This window comes from Pseudomonas sp. Fl5BN2 (assembly GCF_009908205.1).
Classification (GTDB): domain Bacteria; phylum Pseudomonadota; class Gammaproteobacteria; order Pseudomonadales; family Pseudomonadaceae; genus Aquipseudomonas.
The window spans coordinates 72,964-90,329 of the sequence record NZ_JAAARL010000004.1 but is presented as its reverse complement, the minus strand read 5'-3'; the positions used below and the strand labels follow the sequence as shown (position 1 = coordinate 90,329).

Genomic DNA, 17,366 nt, shown 5'->3' with positions numbered 1-17,366 from the left:
CCTGAGAAGAGGGTCTCTGTGGCGAAAATAAAAAATCGCAGCCAAGGCTGCGATTTTTCATCTCAAGCTGCGGCGCTCACAGTTGGTAGTGCTTCAACTCCCGGGCAATCAGCATGCGCTGGATTTCGCTCGAGCCTTCATAGATCTGGGTAATCCGCGCATCACGGTAGTAACGCTCCACCGGATAATCCTCCAGGTACCCATAACCGCCATGAATCTGTATCGCCGAGGAGCAGACCTTTTCGGCCATTTCCGAAGCGAACAGCTTGGCTTGGGATGCCTCCGACAGGCACGGCTGGCCGGCGCTGCGCAGACGCGCGGCGTGCAGGATCAGCAAGCGCGCGGCATTGAGCCGGGTGTGCATGTCCGCCAGCAGGTTGGCGATGCTCTGGTGCTCGATGATCGGTTTGTCGAACTGCACCCGCTCCCGGGCGTAGGCCAGGGCCGCTTCAAAGGCGGCGCGGGCAATGCCCAGGGCCTGGGCGGCGATGCCAATGCGGCCGCCTTCGAGGTTGGACAGGGCAATCGCCAGGCCTTTGCCCCGTTCTCCCAGCAGGTTGGCTTGGGGAATCGTGCACTGGTTGAGGGTCACGGCGCAGGTGTCGGAAGCGCGGATGCCCATTTTGTGTTCGCTACGATCGACCACAAAACCCGGGGTATCGGTGGGCACCAGGAACGCCGACAGGCCTTTCTTGCCCAGCTCCGGATCGGTCACGGCGAAGACGATGGCCAGCTGCGCACGCTTGCCATTGCTGACGAACTGCTTGGCACCGTTGATCACCCACTGGCCGTCGCGCAGTTCGGCGCGGGTACGCAGGTTGTGGGCTTCGGAACCGGCCTGGGGTTCGGTCAGGGCGAAGCAGCCGATGGCCGCGCCACTGGCCAGGCGTGGCAACCATGCCTGTTTCTGCTCCTGGCTGCCGTAGTTGAGGATTGGCCCACAACCCACCGAGTTGTGGATGCTCATCAAGGCCCCGGTGGCGCCGTCGCCAGCGGAGATTTCTTCCACGGCCAGGGCGTACGCCACGTAGTCGAGATAGCTGCCCCCCCATTCCTCGGGCACCACCATGCCCAGCAGGCCCAGTTCGCCCATCTTGCGCACCAGGGCGTCGTCGATCCAGCCGGCTTTTTCCCAGGCCTGGGCATGGGGCGCGATCTCGCCTCGGGCAAAATCCCGGGCCATGTCGCGGATCATTACTTGTTCTTCGGTCAATTCGATGTCGTGCATGAGTTCAGCTCCCGCTGCCGTCAAAACCGCTGAAGAAGCTCGCTACCCGTTCGGCTTCAAGGGCCTCCAGGGTCGGCGGGTTCCAGTGCGGGGTCTTGTCTTTGTCGATGATCAGGGCGCGCACGCCTTCCATCAGGTCGCCGCGCTCGAACCACTGGCGGTCCAGGTGCAGTTCCAGGGCGAAGCACTGTTCCAGGCTCAACTGGCGACCCTGGCGCAGCATCTCCAGGGTCACAGCCATGGCCAGGGGAGAGCGGCTCTGCAACAGGTCGGCGGTAGCCAGGGCCCACGCGTGGCTGTCGGCCACCGTCACGCTGTGCAATTGCTCGACGATGCTGGGCAAGTCGGGCAGGGCGAAGAAGTGATCAATGGCCGGACGCAGGGCTTCGAGAGGGGCATTGGCCAGGGTTTGCACGGCCAGTTTGGCCAACAGGCCTTGCAGGTCCTTGAGCGGCGAGTTGCCCCACTGCAGGCGATCCAGGCGCTGCTCCAGCAGGCTCAGCTTGTCGCTCTCCAGGTACCAGTCGGCCAGGCCGCAATACAGGGCGTCGGCGGCGCGGATCTGCACGCCGCTGACGCCGAGGTAGGTGCCCAGTTCACCGGGAATCCGCGACAGGAAATAGCTGCCGCCGACATCCGGGAAGTAACCGATGGCCACTTCCGGCATTGCCAGGCGGCTGCGCTCGGTGACCACGCGCAAATCGGCACCTTGCACCAGGCCCATGCCACCGCCGAGGACGAAACCGTCCATCAGGGCCAGTATCGGCTTGCGGTAGCGGTGCAGGGTTAGGTCCAGGGCGTATTCCTCGACGAAGAAATCCTCGTGCAGGGTGCCGCTGTTTTGGTAGCTGTCGTACAGCGAGCGAATGTCGCCGCCGGCACAGAAGGCCTTTTCACCGGCGCCACGCAAGACCACGGCATACACGTCCGGGTCCTGGGCCCAGGCATCCAATTGTTGCTGCAAGGTACGCACCATCGACAGGGTGATGGCATTGAGACCGGCGGGGCGGTTGAGGGTCAGGTGGCCGATGCGGTTGCGCACCTCGACCAGCACTTCGTCCGGGGTGGCGTCGAGTTCCCGTGGCGCCTGGGATGAAACCTGAGCAGTCATCACTAACTCCCTGCTTTTATTGTTTTTTACATGAGGCTCGCGCGCGAGCATCGACGGATCGTAACAGTGCAAATTTGCCCAGTACAACCGTAAAAACTGCAGGTTGACTGTGCATTTTTACATCAAGGAAAAAACACGCTCTGGCCTGCCGGAAGTCGGCGGCCGTTCAGCGCCTCACACACTTGAACAGCACACTCTGGCTGGCCCGCAACTGTTCGGTGCAAGCCAATGACGCCAACTCGGCAAGCCCGTGCTTCAGGTCCTTTTCGCGGCGTGCCAGATAGAACCGGGGGGTGTTTGGCAGCAAGGAAAAATCCTCTATTTGTCGAGCCTGGCCAGCGCTGTAGAACTCCCCTGAGTACGAGCGTCGCCCCCAGTAGTAAAGCGGACCGGGTTCGCTTGCCTGGAGCACTGTCCAGGCGGTCGCCAGCGCCTGCTGATTGTTCGGCCGGGCGAACAGCGACCCCTCGATGACTGCCAGCAACAAGCCGACGGGGAGCAATAGCGCGCTGCCCAGCGCCGCAGCCCGGCCAAAACGGCCTGCGGTGGGCTGCCGGGTTGGCCAGGCCGTCGCCAGCAACAAGCTCCACGCTGGCAACGCCGGCAGGACGTAAGTCCAGAGGATATTTCCCGACAGGGTAAAAAACGCCGGTGTGACCAATGCCCATAAGGCCACGAAGCTGAAGTAGCGAAGCTGGGCCAGGTATTGCCGGCGCTGCAGCCATAACAACGGCAACCACAGGCTCCAGGGAAACAGCGCCAGCAGCAGGTCCAGCCAGATGCTGCCCGCGGGTCGTGCGTGGGCGCTGCCATACAGGTCGCCAGCCCAGTCGCTGACCACATAGCGCTTCCAGTGCTCACCCACGAGGAAATAGTCGAGGAAGCCAGGGCTGCGTATCTCCGCCAGCACGTACCAGGGCACGGCCACCAACAGCATCAAGCCCAGGCCCGGCACCCACGGCAGGCGCCAGAGCGCTTGCCATTGTCGATTGAACAGCGTCCAAAGCCCGGCCTGGGCCCCGACCAACACCAGGACCAATGGCCCTTTGGCCAGCAAGCCCAAGCCCAGGCCGAAAAACCCGGCCAGCGCCCAACACCGATCACCCCGCACCGTGCCACGCCAAAAACCATAGGTTGCCAGGAGCAGGGCAAAGCCCAGGGCCGGATCGGTCAGCACCACGCCGGCGCTGAGAAAACCAAGGGTGGTGCTGGAAAAGATGATTGCTGCATACAGGCCGGTACGCAGGTCGTGCTCCTCACGAGCAAATCGCAGGATGAGCAGGCAACTGCCCAGGTGAAACAACCAGGCGGGAAAACGCACCGCGAACTCGTTGACACCCAGCAGTTGCATGCTCAGCGCCTGACTCCAGAAGGCCAGCGGCGGCTTGCCCCAAAACGGCACGGCGTAATCGAACATCGGGGTGACCCAATCATCGAGTTCGAGCATCTTGCGGGCCATTTCTCCATAACGGGCCTCAGAGGTATCCATCAGCGGGTACAACCCGAGGCTGATCAGGCGCAAGCCGAGGATCGCCAGTAGCAGCCACCACAACGTACGAATGGAAAGTCGGCTCATCCGTTTTGCTCTTCTTTGCCAAGCTGCCGGGTCGCTGGCGCTGCCAGACGCTTGGAAAACCCGCCGAAGGTGCTGCTGAGCAGGTACACCGGGCGGCGCTTGACCTCGCTCAATGTGGCACCGATGTATTCGCCAACCAGGGCCACGCCCAAGGCCAGCATGGCGCCGACGCCGAGGATGAAATCATGAATATCCAGGCTGCCGGTACCGATCTGCTGGGCAATGTAGAGCAGGGTCAGGACAAAGATCGACGCACTGAGCAAGCTGAACCAGCGCAGGGGTTTGCGTGAAAAGGCCACGATGCCTTCGATCGCCAGGTCGACCAGGGCCAGCGGCCCCCACTTGGATTGACCGGCGCCACGGGCTACGCGGTCATAAGGCAACTCGATGGTCTTGAACCCCAGCCAGTTGACCATGCCCTTCATGAAGCGCGCACGTTCGGGCATGGCCCGCAGAGCCTGCAATGGCGCAGCGCCAATCAGACGGAAATCACTGACGTCCTGCGGGACCGCATATCGGTCGACCAGTAGCCCTAGCAGGCGGTAGTACAACCTGGCGCTGATGCGCTTGCCGGCGGTATCGCCGCGCCGATCGCTGCGTTGCATGTTGACGATGTCGCAACCGGCCAGCCAATGCTCGACCATCAATGGAATCAACTCCGGAGGATCTTGCAGATCGGCATCGATAAACAGGATGGCCTCGCCACCGGCATGGTCAATGCCCGCGGCCATGGCCGACTCCTTGCCAAAGTTGCGAGAGAGATTAAGGCAACGCACCTGTGGTGTCTGGCAGAGTTCGTCGAAGATAGTCAGGCTGCCGTCGTTGCTGCCATCGTTTACATACAGGACTTCATGGCGAATCTGTAACTTTCTCATGGCTGACATCAATCGGGCATGAAACTCCGGCAATACATGAGCTTCGTTATAACAGCAGATCACCACGCTCAAGAGGCGTGTTCCCAGAGCATTCACATCATCAGAACGTTTCATGCTTGAATGTCCAGGTTCGATTAATCCAGTAGCTGACAAGTGTCAGGCTTGCCGTGCTGAACATCTGTACCAGCAATGGCGACTGGGGCCAGCGATCCAGTAACAGCAACATCATCAGCGCGTTTCCCAGGTTGTAAGCGAAGGCCGTAAGGCAGAATCGCAGTATCTGGCCATGCCACGGAGCCTGCGCACCCTGGGCAAAGGTCCAACGCTTGTTGCCCTGATAGCTGATCAGCGTGCCGGCTACTGCGCCCGCCAGACTGGCGGGCAGTGGCGCCACAAAGTTGATCAGCAACAGGAACATGCAGTAATGACTCGCCGTGGCCAAGCCACCAACGATCAAGTAGCGCGGAAGTTGAATGGAGTGTTGTCGTTGAATGCTCTCCAGGAAACGCAACATCAAATGCTCCTGTATTTAACAGAGAAGGCTGTGGTGATCGGAATGGCGATTATGCTGCCATAAGCGGTCATTAATCGACGCCTGCCTAGTAAAAAGGCTACTTGTTTTTACGGTAAAATGTTTCAAGACTTATAGTTGCAAAAATGTTATTTGTTGTCGGCCGTGAAGGCACTTGCAAGATGTCAGGCTGGTAATAATAACTTGCCGTATTTAAATAACAGCAATGTTATTGGTTCGTCATTTAGTTGTTTTGTTATTTACTGGTCGGTGAGGGCATCAAGACTTCAAACCGGTGCAGGAACATCGGTTGCTGCGGGAACAAGGGCGCGTCTTTTGGGCGTCGCGGCTACAATGGCGCTCGACTTTGCAACGACGAGGCACCATGGACATTGATCTGGCCCGGACCTTCCTGGAAATCGTCCGCAGCGGCAGCCTGATCGCCGCTGCCGAGCGCCTGCACCTGACCCAGACGGCCATCAGCGCCCGGGTGCAGAATCTGGAAGGCCAGCTCAACTGCAAGCTGCTGGTGCGCAACCGCGCCGGCGCCAGGCCGACCGCCGACGGCGAGGCGTTTATCGTCTATGCCAATCAACTGGTGCAGACTTGGGAAGCTGCCCAGCGCGACCTGCCGCTGCTGGCGGGTTATCGCAACGTGCTGCACATCGGCGGTGAACTGAGCCTGTGCAACCCTCTGATGCTCAACTGGGTACGGCGTCTGCGCCAGGCGCTGCCCAACCACGCGGTGCGCACCCAGATTGCCGAAGGTACCAGCTTGCAGCGGCAACTGGAGCTGGGGGTACTGGACGCGGCGCTGGTGTTCCAGCCGTTGTATTCAGCGGGATTGCAGGTGGAGCAATTGCTCGAAGAAAAGCTGATTCAGGTACGCCTGGCAGGGCGCCCCGATCCCTATGTGTATATCGACTGGGGCGAGGACTTCCGTCGTCAGCACGATGCCGCCTTGCCGGAGCAGGCCAAGGCCGCGGTCGGTTTCAACCTGGGGCCGCTGGCTTTGCAGTTCATTCTGGATGCCGGCGGCAGTGGCTATTTCCGTACCCGGGTGGTCCAGAGCTATCTGGACAGCGGTGTGCTGGAGCGGGTGGAAAAGGCACCGGAGTTCAGCTTTCCCACCTACCTGCTGTACGCCCGCGAACGGGACTCGGCCGCGTTGCAGCAGGCCTTCGAGGTCTTGCGTGAGGTGATCGAGCATGACCACGACTGGTCCCAGCGCTGGTCACCGCTGGTATGACCCGAGCCCGGCCGCTCTGAGGCGCGCTTGCGCGGGCAGGCCGGCGTCCATGAGGAATATGCTGAGGGCGGTAGTTTCAGGGGCGTGACGACAGGACCTGGCCAATGCTGCGCCGCCGGGCGTGGGCTTCGCTGGCGTGGATCAGTTGTTCGAGGTCTTCGGGGGTGACGTCGAAAAACTCTTCCATCTCCGCCAGGGCCAATTTCAGGTCCTCGGCGGTAATCGCCAGGTTGTCGCTGGCGGATGCCAGGACCACGGGGACATCGCTCGACCCCTTGGGGTAGCGAATCCTCGTCAGGTTGTTGTAGGCCAGGGCACTGAATAACAGGCTGGCCGCCGCCAGCATCACCGGCCCCAGTTCCCGCCATTCCAGGGCCATGCTGGCCGGGTCCGCCAGCACCAGAGTCAGGGCCAGGGCTCCGGCCGGTGGGTGCAGGCAACGCAACCAGCACATCAGCACCAGGGCCATTCCGGCTGCCAGGCAGGCGCTGCCCAGGGTACGCCCCAGGACATGGGCCACCAACAGGGCCACCACGCCAGCGCACAGGTAGCCGCCGAGGATCGACCAGGGTTGCGCAAGGGCACCGGAAGACACCGCGAACAACAGCACCGCCGAAGCGCCAAGTGGGCCGATCAGGTGCAGTGCCACTGGCATGCCAAAGACTTGGGCGCAGAGCCAGACGCTGAACAGGGTGCCCAGGGCCATGCCGATGGCGGCGCGGCTCCATTCCAGGGGGCGGGTATTGATGGCGGCGGGCTTCCAGCGGGCAAACATTGGCAAAATGATCCATTTCCAGCACAGCAGGCAAAAAGAAGGGCTTGTCTGGAGCACCAGAAAGCCCTTGAACGTTCCAGCATTTGGGGGAGGAACCGGCACAGTCTGCCGAGGAATCCGTTGGCTTACAAATTCATAATAATGCTGTTTAAGTGCAATATTTTTGCACTTTACCTGGGCAGGCAGAACCCTACAAAGTCAGGCGCATGACACACCGGCGTTCTACGGGCAGTCCATGCCGGGCTTCATCGGCCAGGACCTGGCGCAAGCGCGGCGCCAATTGCTCGGCCTCCAGGGTGACAAAGCCCAGGCGTTGATAGAAAGGCTGGTTCCACGGCAGTTGGCGGAAGGTGCTCAGGGTCAGGGCATCCAGCCGCTGCTGCTGGGCATATTCGCGCGCCGCCTGCAGCAGCCGTTTACCAATGCCCTGGCCCTGGTAGCCACGGGCGACGGAAACCTCCCATACATGCAACTCGCGGTCACAGGTTTCGGCGTTGAGAAAACCGCAGTGCACACCGTCCACCGTCACCGCGACCCAGACCGGGTGGCGCTGGATGTTCTGTTGATGGCTGGCGACATCCGCCACTTCCGCCTCTGCCAGCCAGGCCAGTTGCGGATCCTCGCGGAACAGCTCGGCGGCTGAGGTTTCAATGGCGGGAAGAAAGGCTGCATCGGGCACTCGCGCCCGGCGAATCACAATAGTCATGGGCGCGAGTGTAAGGAGCCTGCGAGGGGCTGTGCAACGCTTTCAGGGTTGTGCGCTGACGCTCTTGGGCAGGTGCAGGAGGACGAAGTCATTCTTGTCGAAACGCCCGCTCAGCACCGGGGTCAGTCCCGCCAGGGGCGTACCCTGCAGGCTGGCCAGATCGCTCTGGTCGATGATCACCCAGGCCGGGCCCGGCACCTTGGCCAGGGCGGCGGGCTGATCGGTGAACTGTGGTTGCAGGTCCTGGTCCAGGTTGACCATGAACTTGATCGCCTTGGCGTCCTTGCCCATGCGGTGCAGGATCACCGGCGCCGGGTCCGCTTCGATCAATTGCATGGCCGCGTGGCTGAATGCCCGGGTGTCATAGAGCTGGTGTTCCACCGGTTCGAACACACCGATGTAACAGGCCCAGACCGCGGCCACCGCACTGTAGGCCAGGCCCACGGCGCGCCACTGGCGCTTGAACAGCAGCCCCAGGGACAGCAGTTGCAACAGGCCCAAGACCAGCAGCATCGGGGTGAGGTCAGTCAGATGTTCGGGAAACCTGCGGCGCAACACCATCAGCCCGACGATCAGCAACCCCGGAAGCAACAGCCACAGGCCCTGGATCAGTCCGCGCAGACAGCCCATGACTCGCCCCCGGCCGGCCTGGAACGGGTAGGCCGCGATGATTGCCGCCATCGGCAGCATCGGTAGCAGGTAGCGGGCTTTTTTCGCCTGGGGAATCGACAAGCCGATCATCACCACCAGGCCCGCGGCGGTGCACAGGCGCAGCAGTTTCAGCGCCGGGCCCTGTTCGGCGGAGCGAGTCAGTAACACCGCGATCCAGGCCAGGATTGCCAGTGGGAAGGCCAGGGCGTAGTTGCCCAGGGAGCTGGTGAAGTAATAGAACACGCCGCTGGAGCCTTCGCTGCCGTCCATGCGTCCCATGAATTGCATGCGGATCACATCATCGACAAAGACTTGGCCGCCGCTGAGCTTGGCCAGCCAGAGCAACAAGGCAACGCAGGCACCCAGCAGCAACAGGGCGCTGAAGCCGACGCTGAACAGGCGGCGCCACTGGCCGCCCAGCAGGTAATAGCTGCACAGCATGCCGGTGGGGATTACCAGGCCGATAGGCCCGCGAATGGCAAAACCCAGGACCAGCAGGAGGAATATCCAGCCCAGGTGGCGCCGGGCGCCAAAGTGGTCATGGGCATACCCCAGGTAGAACACCGCCAGGGACACGGCGGCGAGCATCTGGTCCAGGGATACCGCGCGGGTTTCACTGATAAAGGTGTTGCTGAGCAACAGCAGGGCGACGCTGAGCAAGGCCCAGGTCTTGGAATAGGGCGCCAGCAGGCGATAGATCAGGCTGACGATCAGCGCCGAGGCGATAGCCGTGGGCAACCAGGCGGTGAAGCTGGTCACCTGGCCCGAGGGCAGGGAAAACAGCCAGACCAACAGGGTCGAGGCGCTGGAATAGTCGGCGTAAGGCTGGCCATAGGTGGTGGGGAAGAACCCCGGCCCATGGCGCAGCATCTCCTTGGCGAAGAGCACGAACCGGGAGTCGAAACCGATCGCCGACTGATGGTCGGCGCCGGCACAGAACAGCAGCAAGGCCACCAACCCCAGCCCCAACGATTGCCAGAGAAGTGTGTTCGAAGGGGAGCTGGAGTGAGTGTTCATTCAGGCCTCTGTGGACCACTGCTGGTGAGGAATCGGCAGGTTGCGCGATTCGCCGCGACCAATCGGGAAGTAGGTGAAGCCATTGCGCGCCAGGCGCTCGGCGTCGTACAGGTTGCGGCCATCGAAGATCACCGGCGATTTCAGGCGCTGCTCGATCAAGTCGAAATCCGGCGCCTTGAACTGTTGCCACTCGGTGCAGATGATCAGTGCGTCGGCACCCACCAGCACCGATTCCGGGGTGCCCATGAGCATCAGCTTCGATTCGTCCGGGTACAGCTTCTGGGTTTCCTGCATGGCTTCCGGGTCGAAGGCACGGACTTCGGCGCCCGCGGCGAACAAGGCATCCAGCAGCACCCGGCTCGGCGCATCGCGCATGTCGTCGGTGTTGGGCTTGAACGCCAGGCCCCAGACGGCGAAAGTCTTGCCCGCCAGGTCGCCCTTGTAGAAGGCCTTGACCCGTTCGAACAGCTTGTGTTTCTGCCGCTCGTTGATGGCTTCCACCGCTTGCAGCAGATCACTGGTGCAATGGGCTTCCTGGGCGCTGTGAATCAACGCGCGCATGTCCTTGGGGAAGCACGAACCGCCGTAGCCGCAGCCCGGGTAGATGAAGTGATAGCCGATGCGGGTATCGGCGCCGATGCCCAGGCGCACCGATTCGATGTCGGCACCCAGGTGTTCGGCCAGCTCGGCGATCTGGTTGATGAAGCTGATCTTGGTGGCCAGCATGCAGTTGGCGGCGTACTTGGTCAGCTCGGCGCTGCGCAGGTCCATGAACATGATGCGGTCGTGGTTGCGGTTGAACGGCGCATACAGGTCGCGCATCACGTCACGGACTTCTTCACGTTCGCAGCCGATGATGATGCGGTCCGGACGGCGGCAGTCGGTGACCGCCGAGCCTTCCTTGAGGAATTCCGGGTTGGAGACGATATCGAACTGCAGGGCACGGCCGTCGAGGGCCTTTTCGATGTGCGCCTTCAGGGTGTCGCCGGTGCCCACTGGCACGGTGGATTTTTCCACCAGGATCGCCGGCTGCACGCGGTGGCGAGCCACCGCATCGCCCACCGACAACACGTAGCGCAGGTCGGCCGAGCCGTCGTCGCTGGAAGGCGTGCCCACGGCGATGAACAATACCTGGCCGTGCTGCACCGCAAGTTTTTCGTCGCTGGTGAAGTGCAGGCGCTTGGCTTCGAGGTTTTCCTTCACCAGGCTGGCGAGCCCGGGTTCGAAGATGCTCACATGTCCCTGTTGCAGCTGTTTGACCTTTTTCTCGTCGATGTCCATGCAGATGACATCATGGCCGACTTCAGCCAACACGGCGGCTTGTACAAGGCCGACGTAACCACTTCCAAATACGCTGATTTTCATGGGGTATTCCTGGGACTTGTCGCGGGTGCAGATCGAGAGTTGATGGTGATGACCCCAAGGATGACCAAGGCCACCCCGAGGGTTTTGGAAAGCGTGAACGGTTCGTTGAACAGCGGCAGGCTGGCGGCCAGCAGGTAGACCAGGGCGTAGCTGATGCTCAGCAGTGAATAGGCCCGACCCAGCGGCAGGTCGCGCAGGGCCAGCAGCCAGCAGAGCATCGACAGCGCGTAGGCGCCGATGGCCGCGACGACCACCGCCAAGGCGGCCAGATCGACGCTGCCGGCGGCCAGGGCCGCCAGCCACTGGTCCGGGGCGGGCAGGCGGGTCATGCTCCAACGCATGCCCAACTGGGCGCCGCTGACCAGGGCCACACTGCCCATGGCGAAGGCAAATCCCTTGGCCCGGCTCATGCGTGGCGACTCAACAGCAACACGCCGCCAATCACCAGGGCGACCCCCAGCCAATGACGCCGGTCGATGTGCTCACGGAAGACGAAATGCGCGATCAGGGTGATGAACACGAAATTCAGGCTGAGCATCGGGTAGGCCACGCCGACTTCCATGCGTTGCAACACCAGCAGCCAGACCAGCAGGCCCAGGCCCAGGCTGAACAGGGCCAGCCACAGCCAGGCCGAGCGCAGCTTGTCCAGCACCGAGGAGGGGCGATCGCGCCAGCTCTCCACGGCGAACTTCTGTGCCACCTGGCCCAGGCAGGTCAGCCCGCAGGCCAGGAGTAGCAGCAACAGGCTCATGGCTGACTCTGGGGAATGATGAAGATCACGATATTGCCTTGTTCGTAACGCTTGGCGTCCTTGGGCAGCAATTCGACTTCATGGGCTTCGTCACTGCTCTTGACCCGCATCACCACGCCCACCGAGCCCTGCTTGCGGGCTTCGGCGATCCAGGGCTGGACCTGGGACAGGTCGACCTTGCGCAGGGCCGTGTCTTCATAGGCCAGGCCGTACTTCAGCTCGCCTTCGGTGTTGTACAGGGTCACGTCGGGCCGGCGCAGACGCCAGGCCAGCGCGGATGCAGCGCCCAGGTCGTTGCTCAGCAAGGCCTTGGCCTGACCCAACTCGGCCACGTGATCGATGATGAACTGGTCGGGAATCTTGTTGTAGACCACCGAGTTGGGCAGCGCCGCCGGGGCCAGGGCCACCAGCAGGAAGCTGCCCAGGGCCGGCGCCGCCCACAGCGTCTTCGGACGCATGGCCTGCAGCAGGTTGCTGAAAATCCAACCGAGCAACAGCACATACACCAGGATCAAGTGCTGTGGCTCATCCACATACACCGGCTTCTTCATCTGGAAATACACCAGGGCCAGCAGGCCCAACAGCCCGGCCACCAGGTTGAGCACACCATTGAAGCCAATGATCCGGGTCTTGTCCGCGGCCAGGCGGTCCATCAGGGTGTTGCCCATCAACAACGCCAGAGGCAACAGGCATGGCAGGATATAGGCCGGCAGCTTGCCTTTGCTCAGGCTGAAAAAGGCCAGGGGCAGCACCAGCCACAGCAACAGGAAACCGCTGCTGCTCAAGCGTCGCTGCTGCCAGGCCTGCTTGAAGGTGGCCGGTAACAGCAGGACCCAAGGCACGCTGAAACCCACCAGCAACGGCAAGTAGTACCACCAGGGCGAGGCATGCTGGGCATCATCACCGGCAAAGCGGCGGATGTGCTCGTGCCAGAAGAAGAAACGCCAGTAGTCAGGTTCCTGGGAATGCACCGCCAGGGCCCAGGGCAGGCTGACCAGAATCGCCACCAGCACGCCAATGCCACCGTAGGTCAGCAGTGGGCGCAAGCGTTTTTGCCACACGGCGTAGGGCAGAGCCACCAGTACCGGCAGCAGCCAGGCAAGAAAACCCTTGGTCATGAAGCCCATGCCACAGGCCAGGCCCAGCAGCACCCAGGCGAGCACGCGGCCACGCGGGGTCTGGCAGTCGAAGGTGAACCACAGCGCCACCAGGCTCAGGTTGACCCAGAAGGTGAACTGCGGATCGAGGTTGGCGTAGCCGGCTTGCAGTGCGACCACGGTGAAGCTCATGTAGAGCAGGGCGCTGGCCAGGCTCTTGCGCGGATCGTTCCACAGGCGCCGGGCCAGCAGATAGGCCAGGACCACACTCAGGCCAGTGCTCAGGGCCGAAGCCACGCGCACACCGAACAGGTTGTCGCCAAACAGCGCCTGGCCGATGGCGATCATCCAGTAGCCGGCCACGGGTTTTTCAAAATAGCGGATGCCCATGAAATGCGGCGATGCCCAGTGCCCGCTCAGGAGCATTTCCTGGCTGATCTGCGCATAGCGGGTTTCATCGGGAATCCACAGGCCGTGGGTGGCCATGGGCAGCAGGTAGAACAGACCAAATGCGATCAACAGCAGAGGCAGGGCCCAACGTCTGGTCATGCGCCTTGCACTCCCAGCCAGCCTTCACGGCCTTCCAGGGCGCCGCGCACCACTTGGCCCACGGGCAGGCTGGCAATGTCGGCCGGGAGCATGTCCCCCAGGGGCTGGAAATGGATGTCGCGCTGCTTGGCACTGGCCAGCAGTTGGCGGAAGTCGTTGGCCATGAGAATCCCTTCTACTTCGGCGTGCACGGTATAGACGTTGAGCTTGTCCGGGCTGAACCGATCGAGGATGTAGCGGTTGAAATCGTTGGCGGCAACTACCGGACCGACCACTTCGTCGAAGGTCGGCAGGTCCACCGGAATCTGTGGCGCGCCCAGGCTGCCGTCCGCCAAACGTGGCTGGAACAGGCTCTGGCCGCGGCAATCACTGTTGTAGCGAAAACCGAATTGTTGCTTGGCTTCGATGACTCGCTCATCGGCGCGCCAACCGGCGGACGCCGAGCAGCTCACCGCTTGCCCGAGAATATCGTTGAGGCTGTCGACGCCACGGCGGATCTGTTCGATCAGCTGTGCCTGACTCCAGCGCCCGGTGTTGGCCTGCCAGCCATGGTGATCCCAGGCGTGCAGGCCGACTTCATGGCCGGCGGCCAGGGCCTGGCGCATCAGATGCCCCAGGTCGCGGCCAATAGGTTTGCCCGGCCAGGCAGTGCCGGCCAGGAGAATATCCCAGCCGTACAGGCCCGCAGCATTGGACCGCAGCATTTTCCAGAGGAACTGCGGACGGATCAGGCGCCACAGGTGGCGCCCCATGTTGTCCGGCCCGACGCTGAAGAAGAAGGTCGCCTTGACCCCGGCTTCGTCCAGCGATTCGAGCAGCCGCGGCACCCCCTCCCGGGTGCCGCGGTAGGTATCGACATCAATGCGCAGACCTGCCTGCATCAGCGCACTTCTTTTTTAGAGCGATCGGCAATTTCGAGCATCGCCTCACGCAGGAAGAAGTCCAGGGTGTTGCCGATGGTTTCGCTCATCTCCACGGTCGGCTCCCAGTTCAGCAGGCGCTTGGCGTTGTCGATGCTTGGCTTGCGGTGTTCCACGTCCTGGTAGCCAGCGCCATAGAACGCCTTGCTTTCGACGTCGCGGAAACCGGCGAACGGCGGGAAGTTGCTGCGCAGCGGGTGAGCTTCGAACTGACGCAGCAGCTCTTCGCCCAGCTGACGGATGCTGGCTTCGTTGTCCGGGTTGCCGATGTTGACGATCTGGCCGTTGCAGCAGTCGTTTTCGTTGTCGACGATGCGTGCGAGGGCTTCGATGCCGTCGGCGATGTCAGTGAAGCAGCGCTTCTGCTCGCCGCCGTCGAACAGACGGATCGGTGTGCCTTCCACCAGGTTGAGGATCAACTGGGTGATGGCGCGGGAGCTGCCGATGCGTGCCGAGTCCAGACGGTCCAGGCGCGGGCCCATCCAGTTGAACGGACGGAACAGGGTGAAGTTCAGGCCCTTGGCGCCGTAAGCCCAGATCACCCGGTCCAGCAACTGCTTGGATACCGAGTAGATCCAGCGCTGCTTGTTGATCGGACCAACGATCAGGTTCGAGGTGTCTTCGTCGAAGTTCTTGTCCTGGCACATGCCATAGACTTCCGAAGTCGACGGGAAGATCACGCGCTTGTTGTACTTGACGCAGTAGCGAACCAGTTTCAGGTTTTCTTCGAAGTCCAGCTCGAACACGCGCAGCGGGTTGCGGGTGTATTCGATCGGGGTGGCGATGGCCACCAGCGGCAGGACCACGTCGCACTTCTTGATGTGATATTCGATCCACTCGGAGTGAATGCTGATATCGCCTTCGACGAAGTGGAAGTTCGGGTGGCTGCGCAGGCGCTCGATGGCATCGGAGCCGATGTCCAGGCCGTAGACGTCGTACTTGTCGTCACGCAGCAGGCGCTCGGACAGGTGGTTACCGATAAAGCCGTTGACGCCGAGGATCAGTACGCGAGTACGACGTGGCTTGCGACCGGATTCAGCGCCGCGCAGCACCGAACCGTCCACCAGGCCCAGTTCATTGGCCAGTTGTGGGCCACCCAGGTACAGGCCGTTGGCGTTGCGCTGGCCCGAAGTGATCACCAGGGAGTCTTCGCCACAGGCGATGCGCAGTGGGTCGACGCTGATGACCCGGCCTGGGGCCTGGCCTTCGTTGCCCTGCATGACCTCGGCGCTCCAGACGATCAGCTTGTGCTCGCCCACGTCGCAGAAAGCACCCGGATAAGGTTGAGTGACCGCGCGCACCAGGTTGAACAGTTCTTCGGCCGGGCGTTTCCAGTCCAGCTTGCCGTCCGCCGCGGTGCGACGACCGAAGTAGCTGGCCTTGGATTCGTCCTGGGCGGTTTCGTTGATCTTGCCCTGGGCCAGTGCCGGCAGGGTGTCGCGCAGCAGGCTGGCGGCCGCGTCACGCAGTTTGTGGTGCAGGCTCAGCGCGGTGTCGCTGCGCTCGATGGCAACGCGTTCCTGGGCAATGATGGCGCCGGCATCGGCGCGCTTGACCATGCGGTGCAGGGTCACGCCCGTCTCGGTTTCGCCCTTGACCAGGACCCAGTTGGCCGGTGCACGACCACGGTAGTGCGGCAGCAGGGAACCGTGCAGGTTGAACGCGCCTTTACGGGCGGTGGCCAGCAGCGGCTCGCTCAGCAGGTTGCGGTAGTAGAAGGAGAACAGGTAGTCGGGGTCGAGCTTGCTGATGCGCTCGATCCACAGCGGGTGGTTGGCATCTTCCGGAGCATGCACGGCAATGCCCTTGCGTGCGCACAGTTGAGCAACCGAGCCGTAGAAGGTGTTTTCCTTGGGATCATCGGCGTGGGTAAAGACCGCAGCGATCTCATAACCTGCATTGAGCAGGGCTTCGATGCCTGCACAGCCGATATCGTGGTAGGCGAAGACGACAGCTTTATTGCTCATGGCGAAACCTGATCAGTATGGGTGGAAGATAAACCGTCAACAGTCACAGCAGGGGCAGGGGCCGCGGGCTGGCTGCGCAAGACTCTTTCGATGAAGAAACGCGGGCGGGCCCGCACATCGCTGTACATGCGCCCCAGGTATTCACCCAAGAGACCCATGCCAATGAATTGGCCACCGGTGAACACGAAGAGCACCGCGAACAGCACGAAGGTGCCGTCGCCGGCCCAGGTGGCGCCGAAGATCAACCGCAGGAAGATCAGCGCCAGGGCGAAGAGGGCGCCGATGCCGGCCATGCCGAAACCGATGATGCTCAACAGCCGCAGGGGCGTGGTGGTCATGCAGGTGATCAGATCGAACATCAGATTGATCAGGCGCATCGGGCTGTACTTGGAGTCGCCGTGTTCGCGCTCGGCGTGTTCCACCAGTACCTCGGTGGTGTGGCGGGCGAAGCTGTTGGCCAGGATCGGGATGAAGGTGCTGCGCTCGGTGCAGGCCAGCATCGCGTCGATGATGGTCCGGCGGTAGGCCCGCAGCATGCAGCCGTAGTCGCTCATGGCAACCCCGGTAGAACGTTGCACCGCCAGGTTGATCAGCTTCGATGGCCAGCGGCGTAAGGCCGAGTCCTGGCGATTGTTGCGTACGGTGCCGACCACGTCGTAGCCGAGTTCGGCCTGGGCCACCAGGCGCGGGATTTCTTCCGGCGGGTTCTGCAGGTCGGCGTCGAGGGTGATCACCACGTCGCCGCGGCATTGCTCGAAGCCGGCCATGATTGCCGCGTGCTGGCCGTAGTTGCGGTTGAGGATCACCGCCACCACCGGGCTGCCTTCGCGTTCGGCGGCGGCTTGCAGGATGTTCGCCGACTCGTCGCGACTGCCATCGTCCACCAGGACGATTTCAAAGTCGTGCTTGAGCAGGCGGCAGGCTGCTTCGGTGCGCCGCAACAGCTCGGGAAGGCTCTGTTCTTCGTTGTAGACCGGAATGACGATCGACACGAACTGAATCGGATAAGGTTTCAAAG

General features: G+C 62.2%; 16 protein-coding genes. 1 reads left to right on the top strand and 15 read right to left on the bottom strand.

Annotated features, from left to right (window positions below; translation table 11 throughout):
• Window positions 1-76: 76 nt before the first annotated feature.
• From GV819_RS06735 to GV819_RS06715, 5 genes are all read right to left on the bottom strand, one after another.
• Window positions 77-1,228: an acyl-CoA dehydrogenase family protein gene (locus tag GV819_RS06735; protein ID WP_161754756.1), complete on the bottom strand. Its 1,152-nt coding sequence runs from the start codon at window positions 1,226-1,228 to the stop codon at window positions 77-79.
• Window positions 1,229-1,232: 4 nt separating this feature from the next.
• Entirely contained in the window at window positions 1,233-2,339 is a 1,107-nt protein-coding gene (locus tag GV819_RS06730) for an enoyl-CoA hydratase/isomerase family protein (protein ID WP_161754755.1), read from the bottom strand.
• Between the two features lie 166 nt (window positions 2,340-2,505).
• The gene (locus GV819_RS06725) at window positions 2,506-3,915 is read right to left on the bottom strand and encodes an ArnT family glycosyltransferase (RefSeq protein ID WP_161754754.1); all 1,410 of its coding nucleotides are present in this window, start codon (window positions 3,913-3,915) and stop codon (window positions 2,506-2,508) included.
• Window positions 3,912-4,904 carry a glycosyltransferase family 2 protein gene (locus tag GV819_RS06720; protein ID WP_161754753.1) on the bottom strand — a complete coding sequence of 331 codons (993 nt, stop codon included), beginning with the start codon at window positions 4,902-4,904 and terminating at the stop codon, window positions 3,912-3,914. The genes GV819_RS06725 and GV819_RS06720 overlap by 4 nt, the downstream gene beginning before the upstream one ends.
• Complete coding sequence (locus GV819_RS06715; RefSeq protein WP_161754751.1) at window positions 4,891-5,304, bottom strand: GtrA family protein; 414 nt, start codon at window positions 5,302-5,304, stop codon at window positions 4,891-4,893. Before GV819_RS06715 ends, GV819_RS06720 begins: the two co-directional genes overlap by 14 nt.
• 382 nt (window positions 5,305-5,686) lie before the next feature.
• On the opposite strand from GV819_RS06715, the gene GV819_RS06710 reads away from it, so the two are divergent.
• Window positions 5,687-6,550: a LysR family transcriptional regulator gene (locus GV819_RS06710; RefSeq protein ID WP_161754749.1), complete on the top strand. Its 864-nt coding sequence runs from the start codon at window positions 5,687-5,689 to the stop codon at window positions 6,548-6,550.
• Between the two features lie 76 nt (window positions 6,551-6,626).
• Here GV819_RS06710 and GV819_RS06705 read toward each other — a convergent pair whose 3' ends face one another.
• The 10 genes from GV819_RS06705 to arnC form a co-directional block, all read right to left on the bottom strand.
• Window positions 6,627-7,325, bottom strand: coding sequence for an HPP family protein (locus GV819_RS06705; protein ID WP_161754747.1), 699 nt, complete (start codon window positions 7,323-7,325; stop codon window positions 6,627-6,629).
• Window positions 7,326-7,515: 190 nt separating this feature from the next.
• Window positions 7,516-8,031 carry a GNAT family N-acetyltransferase gene (locus GV819_RS06700; RefSeq protein WP_161754745.1) on the bottom strand — a complete coding sequence of 172 codons (516 nt, stop codon included), beginning with the start codon at window positions 8,029-8,031 and terminating at the stop codon, window positions 7,516-7,518.
• Between the two features lie 42 nt (window positions 8,032-8,073).
• Window positions 8,074-9,699 carry an ArnT family glycosyltransferase gene (locus tag GV819_RS06695; protein WP_161754743.1) on the bottom strand — a complete coding sequence of 542 codons (1,626 nt, stop codon included), beginning with the start codon at window positions 9,697-9,699 and terminating at the stop codon, window positions 8,074-8,076.
• The gene (locus GV819_RS06690) at window positions 9,700-11,064 is read right to left on the bottom strand and encodes a UDP-glucose dehydrogenase family protein (protein ID WP_161754740.1); all 1,365 of its coding nucleotides are present in this window, start codon (window positions 11,062-11,064) and stop codon (window positions 9,700-9,702) included.
• Window positions 11,061-11,474: a 4-amino-4-deoxy-L-arabinose-phosphoundecaprenol flippase subunit ArnF gene (arnF, locus tag GV819_RS06685; protein ID WP_161754738.1), complete on the bottom strand. Its 414-nt coding sequence runs from the start codon at window positions 11,472-11,474 to the stop codon at window positions 11,061-11,063. The genes GV819_RS06690 and arnF overlap by 4 nt, the downstream gene beginning before the upstream one ends.
• The gene (gene arnE / locus GV819_RS06680; protein WP_161754736.1) at window positions 11,471-11,815 is read right to left on the bottom strand and encodes a 4-amino-4-deoxy-L-arabinose-phosphoundecaprenol flippase subunit ArnE; all 345 of its coding nucleotides are present in this window, start codon (window positions 11,813-11,815) and stop codon (window positions 11,471-11,473) included. The genes arnF and arnE overlap by 4 nt, the downstream gene beginning before the upstream one ends.
• Window positions 11,812-13,461 carry a lipid IV(A) 4-amino-4-deoxy-L-arabinosyltransferase gene (arnT, locus tag GV819_RS06675; protein WP_161754734.1) on the bottom strand — a complete coding sequence of 550 codons (1,650 nt, stop codon included), beginning with the start codon at window positions 13,459-13,461 and terminating at the stop codon, window positions 11,812-11,814. The genes arnE and arnT overlap by 4 nt, the downstream gene beginning before the upstream one ends.
• A complete protein-coding gene (arnD, locus tag GV819_RS06670) occupies window positions 13,458-14,342 on the bottom strand; it encodes a 4-deoxy-4-formamido-L-arabinose-phosphoundecaprenol deformylase (protein WP_161754732.1) in 885 nt (294 codons plus the stop codon). The genes arnT and arnD overlap by 4 nt, the downstream gene beginning before the upstream one ends.
• Complete coding sequence (gene arnA / locus GV819_RS06665; protein ID WP_161754730.1) at window positions 14,342-16,348, bottom strand: bifunctional UDP-4-amino-4-deoxy-L-arabinose formyltransferase/UDP-glucuronic acid oxidase ArnA; 2,007 nt, start codon at window positions 16,346-16,348, stop codon at window positions 14,342-14,344. The genes arnD and arnA overlap by 1 nt, the downstream gene beginning before the upstream one ends.
• Window positions 16,345-17,364 (bottom strand): undecaprenyl-phosphate 4-deoxy-4-formamido-L-arabinose transferase, encoded by a 1,020-nt coding sequence (arnC, locus tag GV819_RS06660; protein WP_161754728.1) that lies wholly within the window; start codon window positions 17,362-17,364, stop codon window positions 16,345-16,347. Before arnC ends, arnA begins: the two co-directional genes overlap by 4 nt.
• Between the last annotated feature and the right edge of the window lie 2 nt (window positions 17,365-17,366).

What these genes read in the sequence shown, in the direction of transcription:
- GV819_RS06735 (WP_161754756.1), bottom strand. Translation starts at nt 1,228, where the DNA reads ATGCACGACATCGAATTGACCGAAGAACAAGTAATGATCCGCGACATG.
- GV819_RS06730 (WP_161754755.1), bottom strand. Translation starts at nt 2,339, where the DNA reads ATGACTGCTCAGGTTTCATCCCAGGCGCCACGGGAACTCGACGCCACC.
- GV819_RS06725 (WP_161754754.1), bottom strand. Translation starts at nt 3,915, where the DNA reads ATGAGCCGACTTTCCATTCGTACGTTGTGGTGGCTGCTACTGGCGATC.
- GV819_RS06720 (WP_161754753.1), bottom strand. Translation starts at nt 4,904, where the DNA reads ATGAAACGTTCTGATGATGTGAATGCTCTGGGAACACGCCTCTTGAGC.
- GV819_RS06715 (WP_161754751.1), bottom strand. Translation starts at nt 5,304, where the DNA reads ATGTTGCGTTTCCTGGAGAGCATTCAACGACAACACTCCATTCAACTT.
- GV819_RS06710 (WP_161754749.1), top strand. Translation starts at nt 5,687, where the DNA reads ATGGACATTGATCTGGCCCGGACCTTCCTGGAAATCGTCCGCAGCGGC.
- GV819_RS06705 (WP_161754747.1), bottom strand. Translation starts at nt 7,325, where the DNA reads ATGTTTGCCCGCTGGAAGCCCGCCGCCATCAATACCCGCCCCCTGGAA.
- GV819_RS06700 (WP_161754745.1), bottom strand. Translation starts at nt 8,031, where the DNA reads ATGACTATTGTGATTCGCCGGGCGCGAGTGCCCGATGCAGCCTTTCTT.
- GV819_RS06695 (WP_161754743.1), bottom strand. Translation starts at nt 9,699, where the DNA reads ATGAACACTCACTCCAGCTCCCCTTCGAACACACTTCTCTGGCAATCG.
- GV819_RS06690 (WP_161754740.1), bottom strand. Translation starts at nt 11,064, where the DNA reads ATGAAAATCAGCGTATTTGGAAGTGGTTACGTCGGCCTTGTACAAGCC.
- arnF (WP_161754738.1), bottom strand. Translation starts at nt 11,474, where the DNA reads ATGAGCCGGGCCAAGGGATTTGCCTTCGCCATGGGCAGTGTGGCCCTG.
- arnE (WP_161754736.1), bottom strand. Translation starts at nt 11,815, where the DNA reads ATGAGCCTGTTGCTGCTACTCCTGGCCTGCGGGCTGACCTGCCTGGGC.
- arnT (WP_161754734.1), bottom strand. Translation starts at nt 13,461, where the DNA reads ATGACCAGACGTTGGGCCCTGCCTCTGCTGTTGATCGCATTTGGTCTG.
- arnD (WP_161754732.1), bottom strand. Translation starts at nt 14,342, where the DNA reads ATGCAGGCAGGTCTGCGCATTGATGTCGATACCTACCGCGGCACCCGG.
- arnA (WP_161754730.1), bottom strand. Translation starts at nt 16,348, where the DNA reads ATGAGCAATAAAGCTGTCGTCTTCGCCTACCACGATATCGGCTGTGCA.